At 34.1% G+C, this 18,398-nt stretch carries 18 protein-coding genes and 1 tRNA gene; 3 read left to right on the plus strand and 16 right to left on the minus strand.

The annotated features are described in order from the left end of the window. The first annotated feature begins 178 nt into the window (after positions 1-178). The 3 genes from FNOD_RS02175 (at position 179) to FNOD_RS09660 (ending at position 5,210) form a co-directional block, all read left to right on the plus strand. The gene (locus FNOD_RS02175) at positions 179-1,423 is read left to right on the plus strand and encodes an MFS transporter (RefSeq protein WP_011993605.1); all 1,245 of its coding nucleotides are present in this window, start codon (positions 179-181) and stop codon (positions 1,421-1,423) included. 168 nt (positions 1,424-1,591) lie between these two features. Then, positions 1,592-4,117, plus strand: a complete 2,526-nt coding sequence (locus FNOD_RS02180; protein ID WP_011993606.1) for an adenosylcobalamin-dependent ribonucleoside-diphosphate reductase — start codon at positions 1,592-1,594, stop codon at positions 4,115-4,117. 154 nt (positions 4,118-4,271) lie between these two features. After that, on the plus strand, positions 4,272-5,210 hold the full coding sequence (locus FNOD_RS09660; protein ID WP_011993607.1) for a DDE-type integrase/transposase/recombinase: 939 nt from the start codon (positions 4,272-4,274) through the stop codon (positions 5,208-5,210). 61 nt (positions 5,211-5,271) lie between these two features. Here the strand turns inward: FNOD_RS09660 and FNOD_RS02190 are convergent, their stop codons facing one another. The 16 genes from FNOD_RS02190 to FNOD_RS02265 form a co-directional block, all read right to left on the minus strand. Next, the gene (locus FNOD_RS02190) at positions 5,272-5,907 is read right to left on the minus strand and encodes a redox-sensing transcriptional repressor Rex (RefSeq protein WP_011993608.1); all 636 of its coding nucleotides are present in this window, start codon (positions 5,905-5,907) and stop codon (positions 5,272-5,274) included. A gap of 86 nt (positions 5,908-5,993) precedes the next feature. Then, positions 5,994-6,635: a lactate utilization protein gene (locus FNOD_RS02195; protein ID WP_011993609.1), complete on the minus strand. Its 642-nt coding sequence runs from the start codon at positions 6,633-6,635 to the stop codon at positions 5,994-5,996. Between the two features lie 85 nt (positions 6,636-6,720). Further along, positions 6,721-6,798 (minus strand) — tRNA-Asp (locus FNOD_RS02200). Positions 6,799-6,919: 121 nt separating this feature from the next. Beyond that, positions 6,920-8,101 carry a diaminopimelate decarboxylase gene (lysA, locus tag FNOD_RS02205; RefSeq protein ID WP_011993610.1) on the minus strand — a complete coding sequence of 394 codons (1,182 nt, stop codon included), beginning with the start codon at positions 8,099-8,101 and terminating at the stop codon, positions 6,920-6,922. 29 nt (positions 8,102-8,130) lie between these two features. Beyond that, a complete protein-coding gene (locus FNOD_RS02210) occupies positions 8,131-8,457 on the minus strand; it encodes a YbjQ family protein (protein ID WP_011993611.1) in 327 nt (108 codons plus the stop codon). A gap of 21 nt (positions 8,458-8,478) precedes the next feature. Continuing rightward, positions 8,479-9,228 (minus strand): ABC transporter permease subunit, encoded by a 750-nt coding sequence (locus tag FNOD_RS02215; RefSeq protein ID WP_011993612.1) that lies wholly within the window; start codon positions 9,226-9,228, stop codon positions 8,479-8,481. Beyond that, positions 9,225-10,046 (minus strand): ABC transporter ATP-binding protein, encoded by an 822-nt coding sequence (locus FNOD_RS02220; protein WP_011993613.1) that lies wholly within the window; start codon positions 10,044-10,046, stop codon positions 9,225-9,227. Before FNOD_RS02220 ends, FNOD_RS02215 begins: the two co-directional genes overlap by 4 nt. 32 nt (positions 10,047-10,078) lie before the next feature. Further along, on the minus strand, positions 10,079-10,447 hold the full coding sequence (locus tag FNOD_RS02225) for a GntR family transcriptional regulator (protein ID WP_011993614.1): 369 nt from the start codon (positions 10,445-10,447) through the stop codon (positions 10,079-10,081). A gap of 153 nt (positions 10,448-10,600) precedes the next feature. After that, complete coding sequence (locus FNOD_RS02230; protein WP_238374602.1) at positions 10,601-13,246, minus strand: ABC transporter permease; 2,646 nt, start codon at positions 13,244-13,246, stop codon at positions 10,601-10,603. A 43-nt stretch (positions 13,247-13,289) separates the two neighbouring features. Further along, the gene (gene rpoD / locus FNOD_RS09755; RefSeq protein ID WP_011993616.1) at positions 13,290-14,408 is read right to left on the minus strand and encodes an RNA polymerase sigma factor RpoD; all 1,119 of its coding nucleotides are present in this window, start codon (positions 14,406-14,408) and stop codon (positions 13,290-13,292) included. 15 nt (positions 14,409-14,423) lie between these two features. Next, complete coding sequence (dnaG, locus tag FNOD_RS09760) at positions 14,424-16,106, minus strand: DNA primase (protein ID WP_011993617.1); 1,683 nt, start codon at positions 16,104-16,106, stop codon at positions 14,424-14,426. 232 nt (positions 16,107-16,338) lie between these two features. Continuing rightward, complete coding sequence (gene rpsI / locus FNOD_RS02245) at positions 16,339-16,737, minus strand: 30S ribosomal protein S9 (RefSeq protein ID WP_011993618.1); 399 nt, start codon at positions 16,735-16,737, stop codon at positions 16,339-16,341. Between the two features lie 20 nt (positions 16,738-16,757). Next, positions 16,758-17,201 (minus strand): 50S ribosomal protein L13, encoded by a 444-nt coding sequence (gene rplM, locus FNOD_RS02250; protein WP_011993619.1) that lies wholly within the window; start codon positions 17,199-17,201, stop codon positions 16,758-16,760. A 46-nt stretch (positions 17,202-17,247) separates the two neighbouring features. Further along, entirely contained in the window at positions 17,248-17,772 is a 525-nt protein-coding gene (locus FNOD_RS02255) for an ECF transporter S component (RefSeq protein WP_011993620.1), read from the minus strand. A 45-nt stretch (positions 17,773-17,817) separates the two neighbouring features. Beyond that, positions 17,818-18,084 carry a 50S ribosomal protein L27 gene (rpmA, locus tag FNOD_RS02260; RefSeq protein ID WP_011993621.1) on the minus strand — a complete coding sequence of 89 codons (267 nt, stop codon included), beginning with the start codon at positions 18,082-18,084 and terminating at the stop codon, positions 17,818-17,820. Next, entirely contained in the window at positions 18,074-18,385 is a 312-nt protein-coding gene (locus FNOD_RS02265) for a ribosomal-processing cysteine protease Prp (protein WP_011993622.1), read from the minus strand. Before FNOD_RS02265 ends, rpmA begins: the two co-directional genes overlap by 11 nt. Between the last annotated feature and the right edge of the window lie 13 nt (positions 18,386-18,398).

Below are 18,398 nucleotides of genomic sequence, written 5' to 3' on the forward strand. Positions count from 1 at the left end.
TGGTAACGTTACCGGTACAATTCACATCAATTAAAACAAAATATCCATACATTTCAAAATCTGATATGGTATAAATAAAAGCTTAAATTCATGAATAAATGCAGAATTTTTATTTAATCTCTTTAAATCTTTTTATTTTACTATTGCATAAATTCATAATAGTGTTAAAATAGTTCGTATGGCGAAGTATATGAATCCGTATAGGTCTCTCAAGAACAAAAACTATAGAAAGTTCTGGATAGCTCAGAGTATATCATTAATAGGTTCTTGGATTGATACCACTTTAAGAGGGTGGGTAGCTGTTAGTTTGTTTTCAGAAGACAAAGCAGCTGGCTTTATAGGACTTATTGCTTTTCTTAAAGGTTTCCCCTCTATTTTCTTCTCCCCTATTGCTGGTGTGCTTATAGATTGGTTTGGTGCAAAAAGCATATTGTTCTATACACAACTTTTAGATGCGGTAAATGCTTTTATTATGGCTTATCTTGTTTGGAAAGGTTTACTAAGTCCTGTGTTTTTGCTTGTTTTAAGTTTCGCTATGGGTGTTACAAGTGGTTTTTACCTTCCTTCGCGCAATACATTTATTTCTTCTATAGTAGATAGATCATTACTTCCAAATGCATTGGCACTACACTCAATGATATTTAACGTTGCGAGGATGGTTGGGCCAACTATAGCTGGTTTCATTGTGAAATATTATGGACTACAATTGGGATTTGTTATAAATGCCATATCATTTGTTCCACTTCTCGTTGTACTGTTGATAATTCCTGAAGAAAAAATTGGTTATTCCAAAAACAATTCTTTTGGCAAATTCTTCAAAGATCTTTTCGAGGGTGTGAAATACCTTGTAAAAGATCGCACGCTTAGTTTAACGTTAACAGGATTAAGTGTTTACTCTTTATTTGGTATGCCTTTTGGTATGCTTATGCAAGCTTTTGTAAAAAGTGTTGTTAAGTCTGACATTGTTGGCTACGGGTTGATAATGGGCTTTATGGGACTCGGTGCTTTTATTGGAGCTAACATCGTAGGCGCTGTACCACCGGAAAGATTAATAAAGCTTCGAGAAGAACTTCTGCTGTTGATTATAGGAGTAAACATATTAATAGCGTCTTTTTATCCTACTTTTACACCTTATGCAGCATTAATAATTGGCGCGTGCCAATCTTCGTTTTTCAACATCACAAACAGCAGGACACAACTTTTATCACCAAATCACATGAAAGGCAGAGTTATGTCTTTGTATTCATTTATAAATACAGGTGGTTCCCCAACAGGTACATTTCTTCTTGGGCTTATAGGTAATAAAATTGGTGTAAGAAATTCATACGTTTTTTCCGGTATAATAGTTACAATTTATGCGATAAGTAGGATAACTTTCCTAGTCAACCACCCAAAAACTGTAAACACTCCTACTGAGAAGTAATTGATACCAATTATTTGTACCTTCCTCTTTCTATCTCACTTAACTATAAGTTGTGTTATTTTTGTTTTTTATACTATATATGGTATAATCTCAGAACGGAAATTCCTGAGAAATGCCTGAGAAACCTAATGCATAATATTTCAATAATTTTTTTGGGGAGGTTATATTATGTATTCCACATTAACCAGCGTTATTGAGCATTGGAAGGATGTTGAACTTTCAAAGAACGCTTACAAAATTTTGTCGGAAAGATACTTTTTAAAAACTCCGAGTGGTGAATTTTTAGAAAAGAGCTGGGATGATATTTGCAGACGTGTTGCGAGAGTTATCGCAACCGCAGAACTTGTTAATAATCCAGAATTGAAGGAAAAATCGCCTTTTGAACAACTTGACGAAGTAAAATTTTGGGAATCTACATTCTTTGACTTCTTAAAATCAAGGATATTCATTCCAAATAGCCCTACACTTTTTAATGCGGGAATGGGAGTTAGACACGAATTGCTTTGGAAATCCATTGATGATATGACATTGGAAGATTACTGGGAAATATACAATTCCAGGAATCATTTACACATGCTTTCAGCTTGTTTTGTTGTTCCTGTAGAAGACAGTATAGAAGGTATATTCGAAGCAGTCAAAGAATACGCATTAATTACAAAAGCAGGCGGAGGAATTGGTAGTAACTTTTCAAGACTTAGACCCAAAGGGAGCTTTGTGGCTGGAACTCATGGCCAAGCGAGTGGTCCAGTATCTTTCATGCATGTTTTCAATTCTGCTGTTGGAGTTGTAGAACAGGGATACAGACGCAGAGGGGCCTTGATGGGGATACTTAACATAGACCATCCCGATATAGAAGAATTCATAACTGCTAAAGAAGGAAACGACGGAGAAAAGGTTCTTAAATTCTTCAATATATCTGTTGGAATAACTATGGATAGGCAAGAATTGCTTAAATTATACATGGAAGATGGTGAAATTGAACTTAAACATCCTAAATGCAATGGTTCAAAGAGAGTTAAAGTTAGAGAATTGATAAATAAAATAGCAAAGAATGCTTGGAAAACAGGAGATCCAGGACTTGCTTTCTTAAGCGAAATGAATAAATACTACGCAATGTACCCAGAGATGACAATTGAAAGCACAAATCCATGCGGTGAAATTGGTCTTGCACCTTACGAAGCTTGCAATCTCGGTTCAATTGATGTAGCTAAGTTCTATATGAATGGCGAATTCTATTGGGAAGCTTTCGCACAAGCAACAAGACTTGCTGTAAGATTCCTTGATGACGTTATAGATGTTAATGTATTCCCACTTGAGAAAATAAGAAAAGCCGTCACAGACAGTAGAAGAATTGGGCTTGGCATAATGGGGTTTGCAGATCTTCTTTACATGATGGATATTCCATACAACAGCCACGAAGGTAGACAATTTGCTGCTGATATGACAGCTTACATGGCAATACATGGTCACGATGAATCAAATAAACTAGCTCAGTTAAAAGGTAGTTTCCCACTTTTTGAAAAAAGCAGATATTACAGAGAAGATGAATTTGCCCCATTTGCTATGGGAATGAGTAAATACGATAATGAATTAAAAGAAGTGTTTAAAGAATCTAAGAAAGGGAAGAGGAATGTTGCAGTATTGACTATTGCCCCAACCGGCTCAATTTCAAATATAGCTGATACAAGCAGCGGACTAGAACCCAATTTCTTGCTTGCTTATGTGAGGTATATGAACAAACATGATGGTACAAAAGAAGCATTGTTCTATGTGAATAAAGTCTTGGAATCTAAACTTAATAAAGAAATTCTTGAGAGAGTAAAAGATAAATTAGTTGAAAGAGGCTCATTGCAAGATATTCCAGAAATTCCAGAAGAGATAAAGAGAGTATTTGTAACTGCAATGGATATTTCGCCAATGGATCATTTACTTATGCAAGATGCATTCCAAAGATATGTTGACAACAACATTTCAAAAACTATAAACATGCCTAATAGTGCAACAGAAGAAGATGTACTGAACATATACCTCGAAGCAATGAAGCTAAATATCCGTGGATTAACGATATACAGGGATGGATCACTGCAAACTCAAGTACTCACTTCTGCCAAAAACCTTAAAACAAAAGATGCTTCAAAAGTACAGTTCTTCGTATTGGATGAGAAACATAAACTTAGACCAAAGCCGAGAAAAGAAACGCTCAGAAGCGTCACAAGGAAATTTAAAGCAGAAAGTGGCACAACTTATATAACCGTTAGCTTCGACGACAACGGTGAAGCAGTTGAAATATTCCTCTCGAATGGTACAGAACTTGCCGAGGCGATAGGAAGACTTAGCTCTATTGCGCTAAGAGCAGGTGTTTCAGCTGAAGAAATTCTAGAACAACTTAAAAAAGTTAAAGGCACATATACACCCGCGCTTGCAAAGGAAATTAAACTTGCTGTTGACGATTTCGTGGAACTTTGGGGAGAAAAACCAGCTGAAGAAATTGATACATTTGTCATCGACGGAACTATTAAAACAGCTGAAGAAATAGAAAAATTCGTTACTGCAAATGGTTTGCAATGGAGCGAAGGATATTACATAGATGCAGATGGTAACACTTATTGCCCATCATGTTTATCGAAAAATAGTATTATAAAACAAGAAGGATGTACAAGCTGTAGAAAATGTGGATGGAGCAAATGTAGTTAATAATTAATTGATGCTATTTATTATTCAAAGAAAAACACCCCCGTGGTAATTTTGGATTTTGTTAACCAAAGGTATTGATAAATTTCAAAAACCATATTATCTTCTTAAATAGGGGACACCCCCCAATATACTCTCAATAAGGAGGTATCCCGATATGGCTAATGTCCAACTCAAATGCCCTCATTGTGGCTCTTCTAACTTCATCAAAAACGGTCATGATAAGTTCAAAAACCAAATCTTCTTTTGCAAAGACTGCAAGCGTTACTTTAAACTTTCTTTCACCAAAAAACACAAACTTTTCTCTTTCCCTTACCCTCGTTGTGTTCATTGTAACCATGTCATGGAAATTTACAAAATCCGCCGTTATTTCGTTCGTTTCAGATGCAGAAAGTGCAACTTCAAAACTTCTGTTCCACTTTCTCTTCCTCAGCCTGTGCCTTTCAACTTTCATCCTTTCAAATTCTTCCGTTTCCCTATCTATATCATTCTCAAAGCTTTCATCTTGTACTTCAAATACAACCTTTCTCTTCGTGCTATTAAAGCTTGCTTGAATATCAATGTCTCTCATGTTGCTATTTACAAATGGATTATCAAGTTATCTTCTGTTATTTCGCTTTTTGAGTTTGAGAATGTATTTAAAGTTCACGGTGATGAAACAGTTATTGTATTTCGAGACAAAAAGTACTATGTGTGGCTATTAGTTGAGCATGGTACGAATTTAATAGTAGCTTGGCATGTATCAAGATATCGTGATATGTCACAAGTTAAGATATTGTTAGATAAATACTTTAGTCAAAGAAAACAAAACACACAAATAGAGTTAATAACCGATGGACTAAAAGCGTACGAGATAGCAGTGAAACTAAATTTTGATAATGTTGAGCACAGAGAAGTAAGACTAGGTAAAAACAACGAATGTGAATCGAAATTTTCGTTATTTAAGATGTTTGTTAGAGCAAAAAGGAGCTTCAAGAAATTTAGCAACATACGGTACTATGTAAATGGTTTTTGTGTAGTAAGGAACCTATGCAAGTTATATGAGAACGAAAATGAGATGATTACAGCTTTAGCTTCCATCATCACTACTAGTTAACAGCATCTAATTTTGATATACCATCTCGGGGGTGTTTGTTTTTATTTTAGTTGTATGTTATTTACTCATTTATTTCATTTCCAAGCATTCTGTTGATTATCATATACGACAAAGTTTCAAATGAAAGAGTTATATCAACATCTTCAACAGGTAAAGATGTTCTCAATTTTACAGGTGAGAAGTTAACTATTCCTTTTATACTGGTTTCTTCGATTTGCTCCACAACTAATTGAGCGGCACTTTCTGGAACTGCGATAACTGCCATTTCAATGTTCATTTTTTCGACTAATTCTTTCAAATCACTCATATGATATACGGTAATTCCCGCGATTTTCTTACCGACTTTTTCTCTATCGTTGTCAAATATAGCTACGACTTTGAATTTGTGCTTTGGCAAACCAGGGTAATTTGCCAATGCGGTCCCGAGATTACCAGCACCTATAATAGCTACATTCCATTCTTTATTTATACCAATGATATCAGCTATCTCTCCAAGAAGCTTTTTGACGTTGTATCCCAATCCTCTTTTGCCAAACTCCCCAAAGTAAGATAAATCTTTTCTAACTTGGCTAGGTTTAATATTCAATCTTTCAGCAATATCTTGCGAAGACACAAAGTTAACACCATCATCTTTAAATCTGTTAAGGCACCTATAGTAAAGCCCTAATCTTTTTATAGTTGGTTTTGGTATTTTCATCCAATATTCCCCCTGTTTTGTTTGTTATCTAATTCACAATTTTACCATAACATGATTTTTAAATCAACTATAATAAAAATAAGTTGTTACAAACCTAGTTCAAAGGTTGTCAATATAATCTTTATTCTTTTTGGTTGCCTCAAGGATGATTCCACAACAACAAAATAATTACAAATTCTGTTGCTTGACAAACAATCTTGACAAAGGCCGTTGATGGTACAGGGGGTTTTTAAATTTAATCTTTTCGAATTCATAGGAGAGATATACCTTAATCTTTCACGTGCTTCTTCAATATCTTTTACAACTTTGTTTAAACTGGAAATCAATAAAACATTTTTGGGACCATAAATGACTGCTGCTACACGATTACCGTTACCATCAAGAAATATTAGCTTCCCATCCTCAGTTATAGCGTTTGTACTGCAAACGTAATAATCTGAACGAAAAGCTGCTAATTCTATTTCTCTTTTTTCTTCAGGTGTTTTTGCGCTTGTCCTATCTAAAAAGTTATATTTTCCACTTTTGAGTAGTTCTAAAACACTGCTTTCACTAACGCTCAATGAACCACCACTTGTAACCATAGACTTTTCTGGTATGATTGAGCTCACAGTTGATAAAAGCTCGTCTGTGGAATTTACCACATATACTTCAAAGCCTTTTCTTTCAAGAACAGGTTTGATTTTTTGAGCAAGTGAGTTATATTTCCAATTGTAAAGTTCACTTCTCATGCCCTTCCCTCCTGATTTTTCATATATTTGTAAGATAAATACAAAAACAGGCGAGACATCATGTCTCGCCTGTTTACCATTTATTTGGCGGGGACGACGAGATTTGAACTCGCGGCCACCGGTGTGACAGACCGGCGTGCTAACCAGGCTGCACCACGTCCCCGTCTTTCTTAATTCGTCAACTCATCGCTGACCGTGATATATTTTGCCATAAGGTCATTGGTTTGTCAATGGGTATTTTTCAATTTTCACATAAATTTTCTTTAAATTTTTTCCAACAATTTTCAAACTATTGTTTTAAACATTTCTTCAATTTCTTCTCTTCTTCTTATTAATCTGAAGTCGTATTTTCCGTTTTCCTCGTACACAATCACTTCTGCAGGTCTTGGCATAGAGTTGTAATTGTTTGACATGGAATAACCATAAGCACCTACGTCTCGAACAATTACGTAACTTCCAACTTTCGGTATTTCCAAATTCCTTTCGAAAGCGATAATATCTCCTGATTCACAAAGTGGACCGACTACATCAATGATATATTTTTCACTGCTTTCTGGATCTAATACATTTACTTCATGATAAGCATTGTACATTGCAGGTCTCATAAGTACATTCATTCCTCCGTCTAAAACTACAAAGGTTTTGTGCCGAGTTTTTTTCACATATTCCACTTTTAAAACAAGTAACCCGGCTGGAGCAATCATATATCTCCCAAGCTCGAGAATCACCATTTTGAAATCTTTTAAATAAGGCACAATTCTCTCTTTATACTCTAAAATGTCCAATTCCTTATCTTTGTATTTTATTCCCCAACCACCACCTATGTTAATTTTTGAAAATCCGTATTTTTTAGACAAATCAACAACTTTGGAAATAGCTTCTTCAAAAGGTTCAACATCAGTTATCTGAGAACCTATATGAACATGGAATCCAGAAATGTTCAGTCTCTTCTTTGATAGTATTCTATCAATTTCATCAGTTTGTATACCAAATTTGCTTTTTTTCAAACCTGTCGATATATGCGGATGTGTCTTTGCATCGACGTCAGGATTTACACGCAGAAAAAACTCCGCACTGCTATCTATTTCTGACCAAATTTCGTATTCTTCTTCAGAATCTATATTTACATACCCTACTTTTTTTGAAAGTATTTCTATTTCTTTTCTAGTTTTACCATTTCCATTCCAAACAATTTTTTTGTCATCTACATCTGCTAACTTACAAGCATGATACTCACCGATGGATACTATATCTGCACCAAAACCATTGTCTTTAAACATTTCTATAATCCTTGGATTATTATTTGCTTTGCATGCAAATGTTGGGAAAAGATTTACGCTGCTGAAAACATCCTTAACGGTACTTATTCTTTTCAAAATCTCTTCACGTGAATAAACATAAACTGGTGTACCATAAGTTTTTGCTATAGCCTCAATTAATTCTTTTTCCAATAAAGTACTTGGCACATTCAGTCACTCCTTTAATTATTTACTAATTATTCGGATAACTTTCTCAATTTTACCGCCGTCCCGTATGCAAGAATCTCTGCAGCACTTTGCATTACAGACGATGAACCAAACCTTAGGCCGATAACTGCATCAGCGCCGAGTTTTTCAGCTTCATCTATCATGCGTTTCAATGCGATGTTTCTACTCTCAACTAACAATTCCGTATAACTTTTTATCTCACCACCTGCCAAAGTCTTAAATGCAGCTGCTATATCTTTACCCAGGTGCTTTGAATTAACTATACTACCTGTAACAATTCCTAACGTTTCAACGATTTCATATCCTGGAACAAAATCAGTCGTTACAACTATCATACATGGCACCTCCTTTGTGAATTATGCCTCTTTTTTATTGAAAATAATATAGGCAAAGATGAAAGATACTATTGTGAATATTATAGCACCAATTGTGTATTTAAAATCTATGAAATTTTTTTGGAAAATGTTTGTACCAAGTGCATATGAAAATGTATTTAAAAACTTCAATGGTTTCAGTAGACCTGCCACAGTAGTGATGGCAAGTGTCCCCAAACCCGCAAGGAGTGGTTTTACTTGATCATTGAATAGAACTGAGAAAAATATACCGATGCCATACCAAAGCAAACCCGCAAAATATGATTGAAATGCAAATTTTAACCCTGTTTCGTAAATATAATCCTTTCTAAGCAAAAATGAATAAACCAATGGCAGTAGGCCAGCGATTATTAAGATAACACTCAGCGCAATAAAACCAGTAAGCACTTTATTCAAAAAGATTTCTTTTCTCGATTTTCTAACAAGTAAAAATTCTATTGTTCTATTTTCAAATTCCCTTGCAAAGAGTGGGAATGCCATGATAATACCAATTATTGGAATCATTTGACCAAAATTTTTACCATACCATTGTGAATTAACGTAAAAATTCCATTCTTTAAGTTTATTTAACATACTACCAGGAAGAAACTTTTCTAGTTGAGGATTTCCTGTGTAACCTTCCAACATTGAGAGTGTGAATTTTTGTAAAGGAGCAACTAAAAAGAAGAGTATGAACACAACAACTAAAACTCCAAAAAAACGGACTCTCAAATCGTTAAATTCCTTTCTCATCTTATATCACCTCTGTTATTACCATTAGTATTGCTTCCAACTATAAAAGCTTCAAATAAGACATCGAAGGTCACAAGTTCATATTCAAATTTATTTTCCTTAGCATAATCTTTTGTGACTATGTATATATCTTCCGATTTAGTAGACTTATATTTATAACCTTCCACTTTCTTTCCCTTTTCAACCTTTATTGCGCAGTATTTTTCTTTAATATCATCGAGATATCCGATCTCGATAATCTTTCCTTTATTCATTATGGCAACTTTATCTGCAACTTTTTCAACTTCGCTGAGTATATGACTTGTGTAAAGTACAGACCCACCATCCATCGGAATGTTTCTTATAGCATCAAGTATTTGATTTCTCACGATGGGATCTAATCCCCAAGTTGGTTCGTCTAATATATATAAATCTGCCTTCTGTGATAACACTAAAGCAAGATATAGCTGAGTAGTCTGACCGTTAGATAATTCTGACACCTTTTCTGAAAGTGGCAAATCAAATTTTTCTATTAAACCATAACACTTACTTTTATCAAAATCCTCTGTTAAATCTGCGGTAAATTCCACCATTTTCTTCACAGTATAGCTTTGATAAAGTTCTTTTCCTTCTGGCAGATAAGCTATTTTACCATTTTTGATTATCTCACCTGAATCTTTAAACCTAAGTCCTAATATACATTTAATAGTTGTTGTCTTACCTGCGCCATTCGGACCAAGTAAAGCAAAAATCTCGCTTTTTTCGATACTAAAAGATATGCTATCAACGGCTCTAATCTCTTTGTAGTACTTTTTCAAACCTCTAACTTCTAAAACCAAAATCCTCACCTCCAAGATAAACATTATTTAATTTAATTACTTCCATTTGAAAATTCATTGTCTAGTATTGATTGAATATGTTCTTTTTGGATACCCATTGACTTTAATTTTTTTACTATCCTTCTGAGTTCTTCTAAAGTTTCTATCTTTATTTCATCTTCAACTGATTTTTTTACCACATACCCTTCTCCACGTTCTGCATGAATTATCCCTTCCTGCTCAAGTTCCCTGTAAGCTCTTGCGACTGTATTTACGTTCACACCCAAATCTTTTGCTAAAGCTCTTATCGATGGTATATAATCACCTACTTTTAATTTACCTTTTAAAATCATGCCTTTTATATTTTCTTTTATCTGTATGTACACCGGCACATGTGAATGAAAATCTACACTAAACCACATTCCATTTCCTCCTCAGAGTTCTCATAATATTTTTTAATTCTTTTCACTGTAATATTGTACTATTACAGTAATTAAAAGTCAATAGTTAAAAACAAAAAAATAAAACCTTCGGCTTAAAGCCGAAGGTTTTGAAAAATATTATGAGAGCTAATATCAATCAAAAACTCTTATTGCTTCTGAAGGTGGTATTTTCCTTGATAAATCTGCTGGTATAGAAACAAATACAGTCGTTAGCCCAAACACACTTAAAAGTGTAAGAAGTACCTTACCGTAAGGAATTACAATTTTGAAAGATGGTAATAAAGGACTTACAAACTTAATAAGGTCGTTTATTACAAAGATGCTTGAAATCACAGCAACTATAGTGGCTACAAAAACAACGATTAATCCTTCAAAAATGAACATTTTGAATATTGTATTTCCATCTGTTCCAATGGCTCTGAGCATTCCTATGTCTTTCTTTCTTGCGTAAACATTTCTGAAAGTTATTATCGCAAGGCCTGCAAAGCCCGCGAAAAATCCAAGGTAAAAAAGCTGAAGTGACAATGTTACGAGATTATCTATAGCTGTATACATCTTTTCTATCTCTGCAGTTAAATAAACTGCTGCATCAAATTTTCTTGTTACAAATTCCTGAGCTTCCAAAGCCTTATTTTTGTCTTTAATAACTCCAACATAACCGCTAATCGATCCAAATATTTTTTTGTCCTTCCAGATTATAATACCATCCATTGGTAACAACGCTTCGGTTGGATCGTAAACTCCTTGAACAACGAAACTTTCAGTTAATTTTCGAGAAATTCCGGGAAGAATACCTTTAATTGTGAGTGTTAAAGATGTACCTTTATCAACATCAGCGAAATTTTTAGATATATATATAGACTTATCTGGAATTTCTTTTGGATTGATTTTAGACAAATCTTTCATTAGTTTTTCAGAAGGTAAGACGAGTTTTTCAAATATTTCTTGACTTGATATTATGAAAGAATATTTTCTTTTTTCTCCTAACTTGCTTACTTCAACAAGTTGAATGGGTACTAGTTTCTCAAACTTCTTTTTAAATTCTTCATCGTTTAGATATTTATAAGACCCAAAGAAACTTTTAATAGGATTTTCGATTATTATAAAGTTGTAACCAAATGCCCCTTCTTCTTTTTTTGATTCTATATACTTTGAAATGCTTGTTGGTACAATCGCACTCACTAATATTAAAATAAGCGTTATTGAGTAAACAACAAAGATTATAAAATTTCTCTTTTTGTATTTTTCAATATAAGATATAGCAAGTACAATGTGGATACTCTTAAATTTCTCAAATAGGAGTTTAAGGTAAGGTAGTAATCCAAATATTGAGTAGATGCTACCAATAAGAACAAAACCCGAACGAATCAAAAAATCTTTGGCTGTACCAGATGAAAGGAGTGGAACTATAGAAATCAATATAGCTAATCCATAAACAAATGTTACTATATTTTTTCTGTTGATCTCACCAATAAAGTTAATGATAATTGGTATCAACGAAAGTATTCCTAACAAAAAGTAATTCAGAGAAGTTCTGTATAGTACAAACAAAAATAGGATTACAACCAATATAGCTAAAGCATTGAAAGCTTTGCTTCTCTTTTTCCCTTCAATGTTTCTACCACCGTAGAGGATAGAAGGAGATATATTAGAGAATTCTATGCTTTTGCATGTGAGTATTATCATAGGTACAATTGCAGCTATAAAAATACCAAATATTACACTTAAGAACTTAATATTGAATGGTATTTTATCCTGAACAAATGCAAAGAGTTCATCCGTTCTTTGGAAGGAATTTACTTTGTAAAGAAGATATCTACCAAATCCAACACCAGCAATTGCACCAACTATTTCTGATAAAATCAAATATGCAAGCCCCTCAAGGAACAATATCCAAAACATCTGAGCTCTTGAGTACCCAATTGCCCTTAATACTCCAAGCGATATTTTACGTTCTTCGGCGAGAATTCCAAAAAAGGAAGCTATAAACAAAAAGCTCGATAGAATAGAAAAACCGGAAAATCCTATGAATAAATATCCTATTATCTTATTCAACGGTGATGTCGCTAGTCTGTACTTTACAGCATTTGTTCTAATTGACCCCTCTACTTCTTTCAACTTTTCAGCAAACTTTTCGTGCTCCTCAACAGGTAGGTCGAGAGTAACAAAGTATGCATTTGGTTCTTTTAAAGGATATATACCGTATTCTTCAAAGAGTGATTCAGGCAAGAATATAGTTCCGTTTGACGAACCGGTTTCCCCTCGGAAGTTCAGTTCATCTTTTCCAAATGCCTCTATTCTAACTTTGTAAGTTCCTTTTGAGGATATTATTTCTATTTCATCACCTATTTTCAAGTTAAATGCTTGAGCGGTATCTGAACTTATTGTAATTTTCTCCACGCTTTTCTCAATGTACTTTTGGAATTTTTCAGATACAGCTATAGCGTACATATCAACGTACTTCGAACCAATTTTCGCTGTAATTTGAGCTAATTTCACAGGCACAAAATCTGTGACTTCACCAAATTGTTTTAACGCTATTTCAACTTTATCAGAGTTTATAGCTTTTGGAAGAAATATAGTATCAGATTTATCTTTAATGACTAAATCTATCTTCCCAAAGTTTTTTGTAATTTTTTGTTTTAAATAAATATTAACTGAATCATTTAAAGAAAGGCCACCAATGAGGAGCATGGTGGCCACAAACGTTCCTAATATCGCAAGTAGTCCTATTTTCCAATGTTTTGCGAAATTTCTAAAAGCTATTTTTAGTATCATACTTATCATCTCTTTTCTAGTTCAAAACTCTATCGTGATTTTATCAATCTTCCTCTGTTAATTTTTGCAGCAATCTTAAATATCTGCTTCTTGATGGATGTCTCAATTTTCTGAGTGCTTTGACTTCTATTTGTCTGATTCTTTCCCTTGTAACACCAAAAAATTGACCAACTTCTTCCAGGGTCATAGGCTTACCATTGTATAGCCCGTATCTCATTTTTAATACTTTTTTCTCACGATCATTAAGAGTTTCAAGTAATTTATCTATTTCTTCTCTCATAAGTGTTCTAATTGCTTCTTTTTTGGGTGAACCTATGCTTTCGTCCGCAATGAAATCTCCCATTGAAGAGTCATCTTCTTCATTAACAGGTGTTTCTAAGGAGAGTGTCTCGGGAGCTGCTTGCAATATTTCCTCGATTTTGTCTACGGGCTTTCCAACTTGTTCGGCGATATATTCAATCGATGGTTCCTCACCATGTTCTTGAACATATTCGCGCTTTATTTTCTGTATCTTGTTTATGGTTTCAACCATATGTACAGGTACCCTTATCGTTCTTGCCTGGTCTGCTATAGCCCTAGTAATAGCTTGCCTTATCCACCATGTTGCATAAGTTGAAAACTTGTACCCTTTGGACCAATCGAATTTTTCAACCGCTTTTATCAGCCCAAGGCTACCTTCTTGGATAAGGTCCAAGAAAGACAAACCCTTTCCAAGATATCTTTTCGCCATGCTTACAACAAGTCTAAGGTTTGATATTATTAGTTCTTCTTTGGCTCTTTGATCTCCCATCTGTGCACGTTGAGCAAGCCTTTTTTCTTCAGATGGTGTTAAAAGCCTTATTTTACCTATATCCCTGAGATACATTTTTATTAAATCTTTTGGTTCTGTGCTGTTGAATATTTCTGGGCTTTCTGAAAGATAAGCTTTAACTTCTTCCTCTATGTTCATAAGATCCGTTGTATCTCTAATTTCTATTTTGTTCTTTTCGAGGGTCTCGTATACCATATCCAAAAAGTTGCTATCAAGTGAGTCAGCATCACCTGGTGGAAATGTCCTATCGATATCATCGTATGTAATATACCCCTTCCTTTTGCCAAGTTCTACTAATTTTTCAAGTTTCTTTTGTAACTCTTCGTTCTCCTTAATAACAGTTTTAGACACAAAAACACCTCCTCTTTATTTTGAGGACTTATTAATCATGTTTTTTTGTTTTACTAATTCCATCCGAGCATTTAGTAGTATATTTCTTTCGTCGGTGCTTACCGATTTTTTTATTAGCTCATCTATTTCTGCAATTCTTTTTTCAATCTTTCTAATTTGAAGGTCTTTCTTTATATTTTCAAGAACTTTTTCATCCACCTCGATATCTATCTTCTCTAAGCATTCTTTAACAAAACTTCCCATATCTTTAGACAACTGTTCAAGAGAAACGTTCAAATCTTTTGCAATTAAGAAAAATTCTCTGGCTTTTCCTTCAAGAATATCTGGTGAAAAATCCAATGTTTTAAACAAATCAGGATAGTTGAAATAAATATATACAAGGTAATCTTCAGTCTTTGGAATTTTTACTTTTCTTTCCTCTATTTGTGCATTATAGATTGTACTTTTGCCACTATCAGCTGTTATAGTTGAAAATCTTGATTTAATAACTTCTTTTTCAGAGTTAAGCAAAGAGGCTATCCGTTTGTAAAAGTTATCAAGTGCCGTTGGATTGAATTCAAAAACATTTTTCCATTTTGCAAGGTTCCTTAAAAATGTGTTGACACCATTTGGATTTGATAAATCGTATTCACGTGATAACACGTTAACAACAAAAATTTCAGAGCTTTCAGAGTTATCTAACGCTTCAAGTAATCCATTGCTGCCGAATTTAAAATATACCTCATCTGCATCTTTTCCTTTTGAAAAATTGGCAACAACAACATTGAACTTTTCTGAAAGCAAAGTTTCTATGTTCCTCAGCGTCGCTTTTATACCAGCGCTGTCACTATCGAATGCAAGAATAACGTTATTTGTGTATTTCTTCAATTTGTAAATATGTGACTTCGTAAGCGCAGTTCCAAGTGTAGCGACTGCGTTTTTAATTCCAGCCCTATGAAATGCAAGGACATCGAAGTAACCTTCGCAAATTATAACGTAATCTATTTCTTTTATGTATTCTTTTGCACTATCAAGCATAAATAAAGTTGATGTTTTCTTAAACATCAAAGTATCCTGCGAATTTAAGTATTTAGGCACTCCATCGCCAACTACTCTTCCACCAAAAGCTATAACTCTTCCATAATCATCTTTTATAGGTATAATCACACGACCTGAGAAAGGATCGCTATGTCCGAAACCAAACTTTTCAAGCATTTCCTTTGAAATTTGCAATCTTTGGGCAACTTTCTGTGGTAGCTGCGAGTTTGAAGGTGAAAAACCAAATTCGTAAAGTGAAATTTCCCTCTCGTTAAATCCCCTTTTTTTTAGATAATCAACGATATTTGGCGACTTTCCAAGTACGGCAATATATTCTTGATGTAATTGTTTATAAAAAGAGTAGTAAAGACTCCTTGTCTCATCTTCTTCTGTGAAGTTTACTGTAATTCCAACACGTTCTCCTAGTTTCTTAATTGCTTCAGTATAAGATATATTTTCAATTTGCTGAACAAACTTTATAACATCTCCAGAAGCACCACAACCAAAGCAATGATATATATTTTTGGTGGGACTTACGTAAAAAGATGGAGAAGTTTCCAAATGAAAAGGACATAGGCCTCTGTAGTTAGAGCCTACTTTTTGAAGATTTACGTATTCAGATATGACTTCCACAATATCATTCTTCTCTTTAATTTTCTCAATAATGTCCTTTGGAATCATAATCAAATAAGCCAACCTTATTATGAAAAATCATGAGATTTATAGTTTTTACTTTGAAAGGATCCTTAAGCTGAACATATCAAGGAGTGTTTCAGAGACAGAAACTTACCATGTAGATTCAATTATATTTAATCATATAAGATTAAATAAGGGTAGCAGAGGAGAACTCTTTTCCATCTGCCACCCAGATTGGTTTTGAGAGCACAAATGAGGAATTGAAGTAGGAAAAATATTAACGTTTGGAGAATTGTGGAGCTCTTCTTGCTTTCTTAAGACCGTATTTTTTCCTTTCGACCATTCTTGGATCTCTTGTAAGGAAACCTTTATCTCTAAATGTTTTTCTAAGATCCGAGTTGTAACTTACAAGAGCCCTTGCAAGACCAAGCCTAACTGCTCCGGCTTGACCATTCTTTCCTCCACCCTGAACTCTAATCATTACATCAAGTGTACCTTCAAGTCCAGCAATTTTAAGTGGTTCAATAGCGTGCATTGTCCAAACTTTATTCTCAAAGTACTCATTGAAATCGTTGTATTCTCTATCGTTAATTACTATTTTTCCAGAACCTGGCTTGAGATAAACTCTTGCAGTTGAAGTCTTCCTTCTTCCTGTTCCCATGTAAATTTCTGCCATTTATTTCCCTCCCCTCACAATTAGAGAAGCTCAACTTTTTCTGGCTTTTGAGCAGCATGTGGATGATTTTCGCCAGCGTAAACTTTAAGTCTCTTAAATTGGTGTTTCCCAAGTACCGTTTTTGGAAGCATCCTCTTAACTGCAAGTTCGATAATTCTTTCTGGATATTTTTCCATTATTTGTCTTGCAGTTTGTGATTTTAATCCACCAGGATAACCTGAGTGGTGATAGTAAACTTTTTGATTAAGTTTTTTACCTGTGAGTAATACCTTTTCAGCGTTTATAACAACGACAAAATTACCGTTATCAACATGTGGTGCCCATGTTGGTTCATTTTTTCCTTGTAAAAGTAATGCTATTCTTGTAGCTAAACGTCCAAGTGGCTTGCCAGCTGCGTCCACAAGGTACCATTTTCTTTCTACTTTTGGAAACGAAGTCTTTTGTACAGGAAATGGCCTTGCCATTTTTATTTCCTCCCTTCACTTACTCACATTTTATTTTCTTAGGTTTTTAACTTTCAAATATCTTTTCAATGCGTTTCCTTATAAGTCCATTAATTAACGAGTCTATCGAAAATTTTATTGCATTAAATCCTGCTATCCATGGTAAAAATTTCAATGTTTCTTCAAATGATATTTTCCAATATTTCGGTACTACTATCATGTTCAAAAGAACCATCACACCACTAACAACTATAACACCAACTATATAGCCTATTATTTCAACAACTCTATTTTTACGCCATCTGTAAATTAAAACCGTTGGCAACAAATATGAAACCCCTGCTGCAAAGTTCATGGCTATACCAACTATATCTCCAGATTTCAATAAATAAAAGAGCAAGTTTTTGATTAAGAGAATTATTACTCCATCAACTGGACCAAAGATGAAACCTGCTAAAATCGCCAAAACATCACTCGGATCGTACTTTAGGAATCCAACTGCTGGAAATATTGGAAATTCCAAAAACATTAATCCTGTTGCGAGTGCCGACATTATTCCAATTGTAGCTATTTTGGTTGTTGTTTTTTTCATAACATTATCGCCCCTGATGTAAGGCAAAAATTAGTTTAAAATATTTTAATCTTCAACAACTGTAACATATTTTCTGTTGTTTTTTGTAACAAATTTTACTGTTCCATCTTTTAGTGCGAATAATGTGTAATCCCTACCCATTCCAACATTTTGACCTGGCCAGAATTTTGTTCCCCTTTGTCTTACAATTATGTTTCCTGCTATAACTTTCTGACCATCGAATTTTTTTACTCCCAAGTATTTTGGATTGCTATCTCTTCCGTTTCTTCCAGCACCACTTGCTTTCGCGAAAAGTTGTATGTTAATGCGCATCATCGTTCACCTCCAACTTAATATACTTTGGATACTGTTGTGATAAATCATCTAACGTTTCCCATAGTTCATTTATAAACCTCTGCGATAAGTAATCTTCTGAAATATTCAAAACTTTAAGATAGCCGTCTTCGACAATTACTTTTGCTCCTTCTTTTTCTAAAACCCTTGCAGTATGCTGCGCTATGGTACTTACAGCTGCACAAACAATATCTTTACCCTTCTTACTGTATTCTGCGTGACCACTTATTTCAAATGATAGAAACTTACCATTTTCTATAAAAAACTTACACTTTATCATACGAGTTATATAA

The sequence above is a fragment of the Fervidobacterium nodosum Rt17-B1 genome, from assembly GCF_000017545.1.
Taxonomy (GTDB): domain Bacteria; phylum Thermotogota; class Thermotogae; order Thermotogales; family Fervidobacteriaceae; genus Fervidobacterium; species Fervidobacterium nodosum.